Source organism: Nonomuraea sp. CA-143628 (assembly GCF_050942315.1).
In the GTDB taxonomy this organism is placed as follows: Bacteria; Actinomycetota; Actinomycetes; order Streptosporangiales; family Streptosporangiaceae; genus Nonomuraea.
This window is the reverse complement of sequence record NZ_CP192072.1, coordinates 9,066,247-9,080,195: the sequence shown is the minus strand read 5'-3', so window position 1 is coordinate 9,080,195 and position 13,949 is coordinate 9,066,247. Positions and strand designations below refer to the sequence as shown.

The 13,949-nt window shown below is 71.6% G+C and carries 12 protein-coding genes; 8 read left to right on the top strand and 4 right to left on the bottom strand.

From position 1 onward, the window contains the following. Genes ACQP2T_RS41340 through ACQP2T_RS41330 form a run of 3 tightly spaced genes read left to right on the top strand, consistent with a single transcriptional unit; the run spans position 1 to position 1,928 of the window. Positions 1-759 carry a hypothetical protein gene (locus ACQP2T_RS41340; protein ID WP_433510291.1) on the top strand — a complete coding sequence of 253 codons (759 nt, stop codon included), beginning with the start codon at positions 1-3 and terminating at the stop codon, positions 757-759. A gap of 21 nt (positions 760-780) precedes the next feature. After that, on the top strand, positions 781-1,662 hold the full coding sequence (locus ACQP2T_RS41335; protein WP_433510290.1) for a hypothetical protein: 882 nt from the start codon (positions 781-783) through the stop codon (positions 1,660-1,662). Next, positions 1,662-1,928: a sigma factor gene (locus tag ACQP2T_RS41330; RefSeq protein WP_433510289.1), complete on the top strand. Its 267-nt coding sequence runs from the start codon at positions 1,662-1,664 to the stop codon at positions 1,926-1,928. The genes ACQP2T_RS41335 and ACQP2T_RS41330 overlap by 1 nt, the downstream gene beginning before the upstream one ends. On the opposite strand, the gene ACQP2T_RS41325 is transcribed toward ACQP2T_RS41330, so the two are convergent. After that, positions 1,921-2,505: a histidine phosphatase family protein gene (locus ACQP2T_RS41325; RefSeq protein WP_433510288.1), complete on the bottom strand. Its 585-nt coding sequence runs from the start codon at positions 2,503-2,505 to the stop codon at positions 1,921-1,923. The two genes, ACQP2T_RS41330 and ACQP2T_RS41325, sit on opposite strands and share 8 nt — an antisense overlap. Before the next feature lie 59 nt (positions 2,506-2,564). Here ACQP2T_RS41325 and ACQP2T_RS41320 point away from each other — a divergent pair, with 59 nt between their 5' ends. After that, on the top strand, positions 2,565-3,575 hold the full coding sequence (locus tag ACQP2T_RS41320; RefSeq protein WP_433510287.1) for a zinc-binding dehydrogenase: 1,011 nt from the start codon (positions 2,565-2,567) through the stop codon (positions 3,573-3,575). Here ACQP2T_RS41320 and ACQP2T_RS41315 read toward each other — a convergent pair. The 3 genes from ACQP2T_RS41315 to ACQP2T_RS41305 form a co-directional block, all read right to left on the bottom strand. Continuing rightward, positions 3,565-4,476 (bottom strand): TIGR03621 family F420-dependent LLM class oxidoreductase, encoded by a 912-nt coding sequence (locus ACQP2T_RS41315; protein ID WP_433510286.1) that lies wholly within the window; start codon positions 4,474-4,476, stop codon positions 3,565-3,567. The two genes, ACQP2T_RS41320 and ACQP2T_RS41315, sit on opposite strands and share 11 nt — an antisense overlap. Before the next feature lie 296 nt (positions 4,477-4,772). Beyond that, positions 4,773-4,898, bottom strand: a complete 126-nt coding sequence (locus ACQP2T_RS41310; protein WP_433510285.1) for a hypothetical protein — start codon at positions 4,896-4,898, stop codon at positions 4,773-4,775. Between the two features lie 112 nt (positions 4,899-5,010). Continuing rightward, on the bottom strand, positions 5,011-9,474 hold the full coding sequence (locus tag ACQP2T_RS41305; protein WP_433510284.1) for an HAD-IC family P-type ATPase: 4,464 nt from the start codon (positions 9,472-9,474) through the stop codon (positions 5,011-5,013). Positions 9,475-9,648: 174 nt separating this feature from the next. Here ACQP2T_RS41305 and ACQP2T_RS41300 point away from each other — a divergent pair, with 174 nt between their 5' ends. From ACQP2T_RS41300 to ACQP2T_RS41285, 4 genes are all read left to right on the top strand, one after another. Continuing rightward, positions 9,649-10,419 carry a hypothetical protein gene (locus ACQP2T_RS41300; RefSeq protein WP_433510283.1) on the top strand — a complete coding sequence of 257 codons (771 nt, stop codon included), beginning with the start codon at positions 9,649-9,651 and terminating at the stop codon, positions 10,417-10,419. Positions 10,420-10,821: 402 nt separating this feature from the next. After that, positions 10,822-11,583, top strand: a complete 762-nt coding sequence (locus tag ACQP2T_RS41295) for a phytanoyl-CoA dioxygenase family protein (protein WP_433510282.1) — start codon at positions 10,822-10,824, stop codon at positions 11,581-11,583. Positions 11,584-11,670: 87 nt separating this feature from the next. Beyond that, positions 11,671-12,627 carry a phosphotriesterase family protein gene (locus tag ACQP2T_RS41290; RefSeq protein WP_433510281.1) on the top strand — a complete coding sequence of 319 codons (957 nt, stop codon included), beginning with the start codon at positions 11,671-11,673 and terminating at the stop codon, positions 12,625-12,627. After that, entirely contained in the window at positions 12,624-13,910 is a 1,287-nt protein-coding gene (locus ACQP2T_RS41285; protein WP_433510280.1) for a cytochrome P450, read from the top strand. The genes ACQP2T_RS41290 and ACQP2T_RS41285 overlap by 4 nt, the downstream gene beginning before the upstream one ends. Positions 13,911-13,949 lie beyond the last annotated feature (39 nt).

Below are 13,949 nucleotides of genomic sequence, written 5' to 3'. Positions count from 1 at the left end.
ATGCGGCGTGGGATCTACCTTCTCGAAGAGGTCGACTTCCGGCCGATGAACTCCCGGCGCCCGATGGAGTACCTCACCTGGCTGACCCGCTACAAGCGCGAGGACGAGGCCCGCCAGGCGCCCACGCTGACCTCCGGCATGTCCATCAGGTCCCGCGAGATCGACCTGGCCGGCGCCTTCTACGCCGTGGGCATCACCGGGCACCCCCAGTTCAAGGCGGTCACGCTGTGGGACTGCCACGGCGGCTGGGACGGCGGCTGGCGCCAGATGATGGAGATCTACCAAGGGGTGGACGAACGTCTGTTCCTGTCCGACATCGACGACCTGCGCTTCTCCGCCTTCTCCCGCCCGCTCGGCGCCGTGCCGGGCTGCCCGGACCTGAGCGAGGTGGCCACCGCCGAGTTCTACGTGTTCGAGAGCGCCCGCGTACGACCCGGCGCCGCCCTCGACTACCTGGAGGCGGTCCGCACCGAACGCGCCCCGCTGCTGGCCGAGCACGGGCATCACCTGGTCGGCCTGTACGAGGTGCTGTTCTGCGACACCGAGGCCGTCACGGTCTGGGGCGTGTCGCTCGACGACCACCTGCGCACCCAGCGGGCCCGGGACGCCGCCCTCGGGCTGGACGACGAGGTGCCGCCGGACCCGCGCCTGCTCGACTGGGCCAAGCGGGCCCGCGACTTCCTCGACGGGCCGTGGCGCGAGACCCTCCTTTCGCCCTTCCCCGGCAGCCGTCTGGCGCCCGGAGGCACATCGGGTTAGCGTCGGGCTGCGGAGGTAGCCATGACGGACTCGTACCTCTATAACGGGCAGGGCTCCCAGGACCACGTCGCCTCATGCCCGGACTGCGGCGCGGCCATCGCACTCCTGGACGCCGAGGGGGAGGCGGCCTCTCCGCCGCCTGGGCTGCGGGAGGCGATGCTGGCCAAGGCGCGGCTGCGGCGCACCCCCGCCGAGAAGGCGGTCGCGGCCGTGGCCGTTCCCTATGCCCAGCAGGTCGCGCTCATGGACGAACTCCTGGGCGAGCTCAGCGTGGCCCAATGGGAGGCGCCCCTGGCCAAGCACGGCACCGTGCGCGGCATGGTCGAGCACCTGGCCGCCAACGACGCCAGTGTCGCGGGCTTCATGGGCGTACCGGCTGTCGCCGGCCTGCCGGTCCACCGGCGCTGGCGCGAGCAGGCCGGATCCCTGCTCGAACGCGTCTCCGGCAGCACCGGGGTGCTGCTCGGCGTCGAAGTGGAGCTGGCCGGGACCAGCCCGGCGCGCGGGCCGCTGCGGCACGCGATTGTCCAGCGGACGTTCGAGACCTGGACGCACGCCGACGACATCAGGACCGCCACCGCCAGATCCACGGCGCCCCCGGCCGACGCGCACGTGCGGATGATCGCCGAGTTCGGGCTGGCCATGCTGCCCAGGGCCGTCAAGGGGCCGCGCCGCGACGTGGCCGCCACCGTCGTGCTGACCGGGCCCGGCGGCGGCACCTGGACGGTGCCGCTCTCGCCGACGCCGGATCGCGTCGCCGTGCTGGTGTCGGCGGACGCCGTCCACTTCTGCAAGCTGCTGGCCGGCCGGTGGCCGCCCGACTCCTTCCCGTACGCGGCCGAGGGCGATCCCGCGCTCGCCCGCGAGCTGATGCGGGCCGCCTCCACGCTGGGATGTGACTGATGGGCCCCGACGCGGACCTGCACGCCCGGCTGGTCGCGGGCGACCTCGACGCGCTGGCCGCCGCCTATGACGAGCACAGCCCTTTCGTGTACGGGGTGGCGATCAAGATCACGGGGAACCGGGTGTCCGCCGAGGAGATCACCCAGGACGTGTTCGTCGGGCTGTGGGAACGGCCGCTGTCGTACGAGCCCCGAAACGGCTCACTGCGCGGCTGGCTGGTGAGCAAGGCGCTGCACGCCTCGGCAGTGAAGGCAGAGGTCAGGTGACCGGTGCGTTCCAGGTCGTCACCACGGGCTCGGCGTGTTCGTAGCCCAGCCGCGAGTACGTGCCGGTGTCGAGCTTGAACAGGCGGCCGTCGGTGGGCGGCAGGTCCAGCCAGCGGGCCGTCAGCACGCGCAGGAAGTGTCCGTGCGCCACCAGCGCCACCCGCCCATCGGCCGCCTTCGCCCTGGCGATCACCCGGTCGGCGCGCGCGCTCACGTCGGTCGCGCTCTCCCCGGGATGCTCGGCGTCGCCGGGGGGCACGCCGTCACGCCACAGGTACCAGCCCGGCCGGGTCTCCCGGATCTCGGGCGTGGTGATGCCCTCGTAGCCGCCGTAGTCCCACTCCCACAGATCCGCGTCCACCTCGTACGCCTCCAGCCCGGCCAACTCCGCCGTCCGGCGGGCCCGCTGGGCGGGGGACACCAGCACCAGGTCGAACGTCATCTCCTTGACCAGCGGCGCCAGCGCCCGCGCCTGCTCCTCGCCTTCGGCCAACAACGGCACATCGGTGCGTCCCGTGTGCCTGCCCGCCTTGCTCCACTCTGTAGCGCCGTGCCGGAGCAACACCATCTCGTCCATGACTTCCATCATCCGGCACGGTTGACCTCAACCGTGGTTCAGGTAGCAGGCTGGGCGGCATGCACGCGATAAGGCTCTATTCCTACGGCCCTGCCGAGAACCTCCGTTATGAGGCCGTCCCCGATCCCTTGCCGGGCCCCGGCGAGATCCGCATCGCCGTACACGCCGTCGGTGTGCACTTCATCGAGACACTGTTCAGGCGGGGCATCCCGATCGGCCCGCACCCCGCGCCCGACCTGCCCACGACGTTCGGCCGCCAAGTGGCGGGGGTGGTGGAGTCGGTCGGTGAGGGCGTCGGCTCCGACCTGCTGGGCAGTCGCGTGGTGACCAGCGAGGTGACCTCGGGCGGCTACGCCTCGCTCGCCGTCGCGCCCGCCGCCGGTCTGACGACGCTGCCCGACGGGCTGGAGTACGACGCGGCGGTCGCCATGCACTCGACCGGCGCCACCACGCTGGGACTGCTGGAGCTCGCACCTGTGACGGCCTCGGACGTCGTGCTGGTCATGGCCGCCGCCGGGGGGATCGGCACGCTGCTCGTCCAGCACGCCCACCGCGTGGGCGCGACGGTCGTCGGAGCGGCGGGCGGCCCCGCGAAGGCGGCCCGGGTCCGCTCGCTGGGCGCCGACCTGGCGGTCGACTACGGCACGCCCGGCTGGACGGACGTCGTGCGGGAGTCGGCCGGCGACGTCACGATCGTCTTCGACGGGGTCGGCGGCGAACTCGGCAGAGCCGCCTTCGACCTCCTCGGCGGGGACGCCGCAGAGCGTGGGGGCGCTTCGGGGCCGGGCGCCGGAGGTGGGCGGCAGGTCGTGTTCGGGCAGGCGTCGGGGGAGTGGTTCCATCCCGAGGAGGCCGAGCTGAAGGCCCGCGGCGTGACCTCGTACGACGGCATCGCCTACCTGCTCGGCCGCCAGGGCGGCATGGACGACCTGCGGGACCGGGCGCTGGAGGCGGCGGCGAGCGGCGAGCTCACGCCCGCCGTCCAGTCCTTCCCGCTGGAGCAGGCAGCGGCCGCCCATGCGGCGCTGGAGAGCAGGAACACCATGGGCAAGGTGATCCTCATCCCGTAGCGAGTTCCTCGACGATCGGGGTGAAGGCGTCGAGGTCGCGCTCGTGGTGCACCACGAAATACGAAATATCGTGCTCATCCCGCCAATAGCGGAGCTTGTCGACTATGTCGTGGTGGGTTCCGAGGAGTACCTGTGGCGTCTCGTCCAGCTGCGAGGTGTCGGCGGCGCTCCAGGTCTCCTCCGGCTTGCGCACACCCACCTGCACCACGCTCGTGCCCAGCTCCAGCCGGTCGTAGCGGTCGCCGGCGGCCGCGCGTACCGTCCGCAGCTTGTCCATGAACGCCTGCCGCCCGCCGTCGTTCCCGTCGGGCCCGGTGCCGTCGGCGCGTACCCGCATCCCCAGGTTCACCACGTCGGCCTCCCGGGCGGCCAGCCGCAGCATCCGCGGCCCGCCGCCGCCCAGCAGGAGCCGCGGATGCGGCCGCCGCACGGGCTTGGGCTGCTGGTCGAGCGCCCGGATTCGGTAGTGCGCCCCGTCGAAGGTGTACGGCCCGTCGCCCCACAGCCCCTTGAGCACGGCCACGGCCTCGGTCAACCGGTCCACCCGCACCCCGGGCGGCTCGAACGGCAGGCCGGCCCGCTGGTAGTCCTCGGCCATCCAGCCGGTCCCGAGCCCCACGTCGAGCCGCCCGTCGGACAGCACGTCGAGGGTCGCCGTCTCCTTGGCCAGCACGGCCGGATGCCGGAAGTCGTTCGCGAACACGAGGGTCCCCACGCGAAGCCGCGTCGTCACGCTCGCGGCGGCGGCCAGCGCCGCCACGGGGGCGAATCGCGGGCCGACCAGATGGTCGGGCACGAGCAGCACGTCGAACCCGGCACCCTCCAGCCGCCTGGCCTTCTCCGCCCAGGCTTTGCCCGACTCCGCCTGCCGCACCACCGCCCCGAACCTGAACCGCCGCACGTGCCTCTCCTTGCTTGAGCAAGCGCTTGTGTTAGGACACTTGCCAGCTTAGAGGCGATCACCCCGCCATGGCACCCACCGCGCGTGCCTTCCGGTCAGGGCCTCTGCTTCCTGTACGGCACAGCCGCCCCACCCGCCACCCGCCGCACATGGCTGAGGGCCTCCAGGAAAACGGCCGCTGAACCCGCACATGGCCGGGCGCCGTTACGTGCGCATAGTTGACCATCTCCGCGGGTTCGCCGCACGGCTCAGGCCGGACGGAAGTGCGCGGTTCAGGCCGGACGGAAGTGCGCGGTTCAGGCCGGACGGAAGGCTGCCCGGCCGGCGAGGGAGGTGACCAGCGCATGGATGATCCGCGCGATCAGCATTTCCAAGAGCATCATGCCCGCCTTCGCGAGCAGCGAGGCCAGAAAATCAGACACCGAGTACCTCAAATCAGTAAAGCTACCGTTAAGAGGATAATCAGCCATAAAAGTTGCGATAAGGCCACAATTCGGGTGTCTATCTGGTGAACCGCTGATGACTACTCCGCACTCACTCGCTCATACTCACTCGCTCCATCGCTGTCGCCAGCAGCGCTGCCGCCACCGCGCAGCCCAGCCCGATGGCCCAGCCGAACGGGCCGACCGGACGGCAGCCGAAGACCTGGCTCAGCCCCGGGACGGAGATGATCACCATGAGGGCCGCCAGCGACGACACCGACGCGAGGAACACCAGCCGATCCCCGTCACCCACCGACAGCGTCTGCAACAGCTGCGCTCCCACCAGGCCGATGAGCCCGACGGTGGACGCCCGGCCCGGCGTGCCCGTCATCCGGCCGAGCAGCCACGCCGCGGTCGCCGCCGCCGCGGTGGTGACCGCGCGTACGTAGATGTCCCGCGTCAGGGCGGTCCCGAGTGAGACCTCCGGCCCCTCGGCGAGCAGCTTCTCCGGGGTCTCGGCGTTCGGCGGGCGAACGGCCACAGCCATGGCGGGCAGCATGTCGGTGAGCAGGTTGACCAGGAGCAACTGGCGGGCGTTCAGCGCGCTGCGCCTGGACAGCAGGCTTGAGCCGACCGTGAAGGCGATCTCTCCGACGTTCCCGCCGAGCAGGATGCCGAGCGAGTCGCGGACGGAGCCCCACATCGCCCGGCCCTCGGAGATCGCGTCGATGATCGTCTCGATGCGATCGTCGATCACCACGATGTCGGCGGCGGCCCTGGCGGCCGGGACGGCACGCGGTCCAAGGGCGATGCCGATGTCGGCGAGTCGGATCGCGGGAACGTCGTTGGCGCCGTCACCGGTCACGGCCACCACCTTGCCGGCGCGCCGCAGGCAGGAGACGATGCGGGCCTTGTGCTCGGGCGTGGTACGCGCGAACACCGCCACCTCGGGCAGCACCTTGGTCAGGGCGTCGTCGTCCAGCCGCTCCAGCTCGGGTCCCGTCATCACCCGCTGACCGTTCAGAACGTGGATCTCGGCGGCGATGGCCTCGGCCGTGCTCGGATGGTCACCAGTGATCATGATGACCCGCACGCCGGCGCGCATCAGCCCCTCGACGCTCCGCTTCGCCGTGGGCCGTACGGGATCGGCCAGGCAGAGGAAACCGAGGAAGCACAGGCGCTGGATGCGGGCCTCGTCGAGATCGGCGCGGCTGGACGCCTCGCGTTCGGCGACGGCGAGCACGCGGAAGCCCTGCAACGCCTGCCTTTCCACCTCCTTCTCCAGTTCGCGCCTGGTCCTCGGGCCCATGGGCACCTGCTCGCCGCCGCGGATCAGGTGGGTGCAGCGGTCGAGGACGACCTCGGGGGCGCCCTTGACACTCAGCAGGTGACCCGACTCGGACAGGCCGAGCACCGCGTGGTAACCGCGCGCGGGCTCGAACGGCAGCTCGTCGACCCGGTGCCACTCCCGAAGGCCGTCCTTGGGTGCCACGTGGAGTTTGGCGGCGCCGTCCACGACGGCGCGGTCCGTCGGATGGGGGATGGCCCGCCCGCCCTCGAAGCGGGGACTCGCCCGGAGCGCCGCGCCGACGATCACCCTCAGCTCCGGCGTCAACGTCTCGACCGGCCGGGCGTGGCTTCCGTCCGAGACCTGGCGCAGGCTGATGTGGCCTTCGGTCAGCGTCCCGGTCTTGTCGAAGCAGAGCACGTCGACCCGGCCCAGGGCCTCGATCGTCGACGGGTTGCGGACCAGGGTGTTGCGCTGGGAGAGCCGTTTGCTGGAGGCGAGCTCGGCCACGGTGGCGATGAAGGGCAGCCCTTCGGGGACCGCGGCGACGGCCAGGCTCACCGCGGGGGCGAGGGCCGCGGACAGGGGCGAACCACGCAGCAGGTTGGTCACCATCAGGACCAGGCCCGACCCGATCGCGGCGGGCAGGATGCGCCGGCTCAGCCTGCGCAGCCGCAGCTCCACACCGCTCACCGGCGGCCCCTCCGCGGCCAGTCCGGCGGTCCGGCCCGCCTCGGTCTCCTCCCCGGTCGCCACGACCACGGCCAGTCCGTGTCCGGCCGCCACTGTGGTGCCCTCGTACACCATGGACCGGCGATCCGCGACGGCGGCGGCCACGGTGGGCACCGCTGTCTTGGACACGAGCTGCGACTCGCCCGTCAGCGTGGACTCGTCGATCTCCAGGCCGACCGCCTGGATCAGCCTGCCGTCGGCCGGTACGGCGTCACCGGCGCGCAGCTCGATCACGTCCCCCTTCACGAGGTCGTCGGCGACGCCGGAGACGCCCCCGCCGGGCCTGCGCAGCCGAACCCGGACGGCGGTGACCTCGGTCAGCCGGTGCACCTCCCGATCGGCGCCGCGCCGCTGCGCCCCGCCGATGACGGCGTCCACCACCATCACGCCGCCGATCAGTACGGCGTCCAGGACCGAACCGACCGAGGCCGACAGCCCCGCGCCCGCCGCCAGGACCGGCGTCAACGGGTTGGCGAGCTCCTCCAGGGACGCCATGACCAGGGAGGTGGGCCCGGCGGAATCCGGCCGCGCCGGTTTCGTCCTGCGGCGCTCGGCCTCCTTCTCGTTCAGCCCGTGTGGCGAGGTACGCAGCAGGGCGAGGACGTCGGGCACCGCCATCGCGTGCCACGGCGTGCGATCGGCGGGCACCGGCGGCGCCGTCCGCCTGACGTTCCGTCCCACCCACTCCCCGGTGACCAGGGCGGCCACCGAGGTGCAGTCGCGTACCAGGTGCGCCCGCGCCACCGCCGTCCTGGCCGGGCCGAGCACGGCCAGGCCCGCGCCGACGACCCCCGCCGCGGCGGCCACCCGCACGCTGCGCCTGCTGGCCTTCTTCGCGTACGGGACGCAGCGCAGCAGCAGGTGGATCCCGTCGAGATCGCTGATCACGTCGGCGTCCCACGGCACGCGCCGCGCCCCCCTGAGCACGCCGATGCCCAGGTCCGCCTGGCGCAGGCCACGCCTCGACGTACGGGACACCACGGCCACGACATGCCCTTCGGACTGCAGTGACCGAAGCGCGGAGACCAGCCGGGAGCCGCCGTCGACGACCCGATCCACACCGAGTCGCGGGCCGAGGTACGCCTCCCCACCGGCCAGGACCACGTCACCCGCGCACTTCGCGGCGGCGACCACGGCTTCGGCCAGCGGGTGGAGCTCCGGCGCCACCCCGACCAGCGCGACCGGGACCCCCTGCCGAGAGACGCTGATCGGCCGGATCCCCTGGCGGCGCCACTTCCGCACCTCCGCGGGCTCGCGCGTCGCCGAGTACGGCCCCACCGACCAGCCGTCCCGCTCGCGCCGGGCCGCCGGATCGGTGAGGTCGAGCAGCGTGTAGATCCGCGCGTGCAGCTCGTCCAGGCCTTTGTCCACGCCGTGGTCTGTGCCGAGGTCCACGCCGACGCCCATGCGGTGGTCCGCGCCACTGGCCGTGCGGTGGTCTGTGCCGAGGTTCGAGAGGCGGTCCGCGCCGAGGCTCGCGCCGTGGTTCGCGCCGTGGTTCGCGCGGCGGTCCGTGCCGAGGTTCTCGCCGAGCGGGACGATGCCGTCGATCGTCCACCCGCCCGTGGTCAGCGCGGCGGCGTCGAGGAGGACCGTGTCGACGCGATCCAGGCGGCCCAGCGCGCGGCGATGGAGCACCATTCCACCGCGGTTGGCCAGGGCGCGCGCGAGAACGCTGGTGAAGGCGTCCCTGCCGAAGTGCGCGGCCTTCGGGATCCCCGTGATGAGCACGGAGAGCCCCCGCTCGTGGCCGCCGCCCGCCACGGTGGTGACCGCCTGCGTCACCACCGTGGCGGTGCTCGCGGCATTGGCGTACAGCTCGACGGGCCCGTGCGGCAGCGGAACAGGCCGAGGCCGCTCCGCGACCTTGATGTGCCGGTACGCCCCGTCGGCGTCGGCGAACTCCTCCTCGCGCAGCTCCCAGGCCCGCCGCCCGGCGCACGAGTCGACGAAGCGGATGGCCGCCGCGACGGAGTCGACGAGCATCGACACGGGCCGTACCGCCAACGTCTGGGAGACGAGGCGAGTGGACGCGACCACCGCCTCCGCGGTGGGAACGCTCATGTACCGCTCCAGCTCGCGCCGGATCCGCGGGGTGTGCTCGGCCAGCGACAGGACGGCGGGTACGGCCGGCGACAGGCTCGGCAGGCGGGCGACCCGGCCGGCCAGCGCGAGCCCGGTGCCCAGGACGTGCAGGCCGAGGCTCATCGCGGCGCGGGCCTGCTGCTGCACGCCGTCGAGCGCCACCGGGCCACCGGCGCCGTTCACGTCGAGTTCGTCGACGATGGTCGCGAGCTTGTCCAGATCGGCCGTGGCCGCGTCGCAGCTCACGAACACGCAGCCGAGCGCGCCGTTCACCTCGGCCCGGTCCACCCCGGCCGCGCGCAGCCGGTCTTCGAGGACGCGGGCGGCCGAATCCGTGCCGGGGGCGCCGACGTGCCGCAGTTCGATGCGTACGCCACCCGCGCACTTCTGTATCCGGCGAGGGCGGGGGAGCATGCTCCGTACCGGCTCGGGGAGCACGCTCAGGACCGTGTCAGCGGAGAACGGCCACATGTCGTCCCCTCAGCGGAACCGTCCAGGTGGCGCGCAGGTTGCTCGGTGGAACCGTCCGGGCGCACAGGCCGCGCGGTGGGACCGTCCGGGCGGCGCCCAGGTTGCCCGGTGGGATCGTCCGGGCGCGCAGACTGCTCGGTGGAACCGTGCAGGCGCGCAGGCTACTCAGAACACGTGGCAACCCGGTCTCACCGGCCCGACCGCGCACGCCCGGTGGTGCTCGCCCGAGCACCCCGTGACGTGGTGGCAGAGGCGGTTTTGCGCTGGGAGGAGGCCCTCTTCGAGGCGCCGGTGGTCGCGGCGGCGCTCGTTGAGGAGGTGCCGCGCCTGCCCGAAGCGGTACGCCGACCCGAGGTGGCGGTCCCTCCCGAGGCGGTGCTCTTCGGTGCGGCGGTCCTCCTGGAGGTGGTGGTGCTCTTTGGCGTGGTGGTGCTTCTGGAGGTGGTGGTGCTCTTTGGTGTGGTGGCGCTCCTGGACGTGGTGGTCTTCTTCGGTGCGGCCGAGCTCCTGGACGTGGTTGCCGGCTTCTGCTCGGTGTCGCTCTTCGGCGTGGCGGTCGCGGCGGTCGTGGCGGTCGCGGTGCGGCTGCGCGCGGCGGAGGTCGTGGCACGGCCGCGGGTCGTGGCGGATGTGGTGCGGCTGCGGGTGCCGGATGTCGTGGCGCGACCACGGGCGGTGGAGGTCGTGGTGCGGCTGCGGGTTCCGGAGGTGGTGGCGCGACCGCGGGTGGTGGAGGTCGTGGTGCGGCCGCGGGTGCCGGATGTCGTGGCGCGGGCGGTGGTGGGCGTTGACGCCTGCGTAGCGCGGGCGGGTGTCCCGCTCTCCCTTCGCTGTCCGCGCCGCCCCTCCTGGCCGCGCCGCGCGATCAGCGCACCGGCACCGATGGCGGCGGCCACCGGCCAGTCGAGCACGCCGAACGCCGCGAGCGCGCCGAGCGCGCCGTAGTACGCGAGGCGCTCGGGCGGCGGAAGGAACGTCCGAGCCACGTCCACGGCGTGACCGAGCTCCCGCCGGGAAAGGCGCGGCAGCCCAAGACGTGGCAACCCCAGACGCGGCATCTCGACGTGCGGCATCCGCAGATCCGGGGGATGGACCTGAACGCTCATCATCGGCAGATTGATCGCCAGTTCTTTGGACGAACGCGCTCGAGACTGGGCAACGGCCATGATTCCTCCCCCATATCGCGGACGTCGAACGCCTCCCCCGCGCGCGACGAACAAGAGTTCCCTGCCCACTTTTATGGCCGTGTATCCGTTTTATGGTTCCCCTTCCGTATTTGAGGGCTCTAGTTGACCCAAGGGGCAAGGGCACTTACCAAGCGCTTGCTCAGGTGCAAGACTGTGGGGCATGGAGATCCCCGTGCGCGCCGCGTCGGACGACGAGGCGGGCTTCTTTCACGAGCACGGATGGGTGCGGCTGCCCGCCCTTGTGCCCCCCGACGCCGTGGCCGAGCTCAGGCAGCGGGCGACCGGCTACCTCGCGGCCCGCGCGAAGGAGCGGCGGACGCTGGTGGACCAGGCGTTCGGGCAGTCGCGCGACATCGCCGAGAGCGACGAGGCGTTCCGGGAGCTGGCCCTGAGCCCGGCCATGGGCCAGAACGCGACCCGGCTGCTGCACGGTGTGGAGGCCGTGCGCGTGCAGGTCACGAACCTGCTGGTCAAGGAGCCCGGGGAGCACGCGGCGACCGAGTTCCACCAGGACTTCCCGTGGATGCCGATGGACCGCTCGGCGATGCTGACAGTCTGGCTGGCACTGGTGGACGTACCGGCGGACATGGGGTCGCTGCGCTTCTTCAGCGGTTCGCACCGGTACGGACTGCTCGGGCGGAGCTTCACCCGGACGGGGGACGACCAGCTCAGCCAGCACCCGTGGCTCAAGCAACTGGAGCTGTCGCCGCCCCTCGACCTCGCGGCGGGCGACGCGACCGTGCATCACGCGCTGACCGTGCACGGAGCACCCGCCAACCACCGTGACCAGCCGCGCCTGTCGTTCACCGTCACGTACTTCGACGCGAACGCCCTCTACACCGGCACGCCGTACCAGCAGACGGACGGGCTCGACCTAGAGGTGAACCGGCCGTTCGACCACCCGAGGTTCCCGTGCGTGTGAGCGCCCCAGACGTACAGACGAGACCAGTCGTACAGACGAGACCAGTCGTACAGATGAGACCAGTCGTACAGATGAGAGACGACGCCCATGCCTGAGACCGTGAGAGGGCCGGTGGGCGAGCTCGGCGCCACGCTCATGCATGAGCACGTGTTCGGGCTCAGCCCGGAGATTCTCTGGAACTGGCCGGACATCCCAGAGGGGTGGGACCTCGAGCAGCGGGCGAGGGAGGCGGCGGCCAAACTGAACGACCTCCGGGCCGAGGGCATCGACACGATCGTGGACCTGACCGTCATCGGGCTCGGCAGGTACATCCCCGCCGTCCAGCGGGTGGCCGAGCTGACCAGCGTGAACATCGTCGCCGCCACCGGCCTGTACACCTACGACGCCCTCCCTCCGTACTTCGGCAACCGGGGTCCCGGCTCGCTGTTCGGGGGGCCTGATCGGCTGGGGGAGTTCTTCGTACGGGACATCGTTCAGGGCATCGGCCGGACCGGGGTCAAGGCGGGCATGCTCAAATGCGCCACCGACCATCTCGGCATGACCAAGGGGACCGAACGGGTGTTCCGGGCGGTCGCCGAGGCGCACCTGGAGACGGGTGTGCCCATCACCACCCACTCCCACAGCGCCTCCAGGGGCGGCCTGGAGCAGCAGCGGCTGCTCGGCGAGCTCGGCGTCGACCTCACCAGGGTCGTCATCGGCCACGCGGGCGACTCGACCGACGTCGCCTACCTGGAGGAACTGGCCGCGAACGGCTCCTACCTCGGCATGGACCGCTTCGGCATCGAGACGCTCTCGCCGTTCGAGGACCGGGTGTCGATCGTGGCGACGATGTGTGCGCGCGGCCACGCCGACCAAATGGTGCTAAGTCACGACTCGTACTGCTTCAACGATCGTTTTGACGCCGAGGTCGTACGGCAGCGCCACCCGAACTACCACCTCCTGCACATCTCCCGCGACGTCCTGCCCGAGCTGCGCAAGAGGGGCGTCACCGAGGACCAGATCCACCAGATGCTCGTCGACAATCCCCGGAGGATCTTCGCATGATCGAGGGCACGACCGACGGGACGCTCAAGAACGCGACCGATGGCACGACCGGCGGGACGACCGAGGGCGCGACTGACGGCACGATCGGGGACGAGATCGAGGACTTCGACGTCGGCTCGGACTGGCACGTCGCCTCGCCGTACGAGTTCCTCGGCAGGCTGCGCCGGGAGCGGCCAGTGTTCCGCAGCGAGCACCTCGGCGCCTATGTGCTGACCCGGCACGCCGACGTGCGCGCGGCGTACGGCGACCCGAGGCGGTTCTCCTCAGAGGGCTCGCTGACCATCTCCCGCAGCCTCACCCGTGAGACGCGCGACAGGCTGGGCGAGCACGGGTCGTTCCTGTCCAGCTTCGTGGCGAACGTCGATCCGCCCGACCACACCAGGCTGCGGCGTTCGGTGTCGAAGGCGTTCACGCCACGGGCGGTCTCGGCCATGGAGCAGCACTTCCGGCGGCTCAACGAGGACCTGCTCGACCGTGTGGCGCCCAGGGGCGAGGCCGACTTCGTGTCCGAGATCGGGCACGAGCCGTCGATCAAGCTGACCGCCCGGTTCATCGGGGTCCCCGAGTCGGACGAGGGGTTCGTACAGGCGCATGTGAAGGATTGGTTCCAGCTCTTCCTGTCGCCGCAGCCGCCCGACCGCCAGCTCGAACTGGCCGACAGTTTCCTGACCTATCTGGATTACGTGGATCGGCTGGTCGCGGCCCGCGCCAAGGAGCCGCGCGACGACTTCACCTCGCTCATGACCTCGCTGATCGGCTCCGAGCTCAGTCACCGCGAGGTGGTGGAGCTAATCTCCACGATCCTGCTCGGCGGCAACGACACCGTGCCGAACCAGCTCGCCAACAGCGTCCTGCGGCTGCTGCGCGAGAACGCCTGGCCGGTCGCGCCGCCGCTGATCCAGAACGCGGTCGAGGAGTGCATGCGCATCGACGGCGCCTCCCTCGGGTCCTTCCGGTACGCCACTACGGATATTTCGCTACACGACGTGGTAATTCCGGAGAAGTCGTTGGTGCTCCTCTCCACCGACTCCGCCGCCCACGACGAGACCGTCTTCCCCGACCCGGACCGGTTCGTCATCGACCGGGCCAACGCCGACGCCCACATGGTGTTCGGCTACGGCATCCACTTCTGCGTGGGCGCCGCGCTCGGCCGGCTGCAGCTTCGGACGGCGCTCGACGTGCTCGGCCGCCGTCTGCCCTCGCTCAGGCTCGCCGACGAGCCCATCGTCTACCGCAAGTCCCTCGTGGGCCGGGGACTGACGGCCCTGCGGGTGACGTGGTGAGTGCCGTGCTGGGCCCGTCTGGCGGGAGGGCGACGTGGT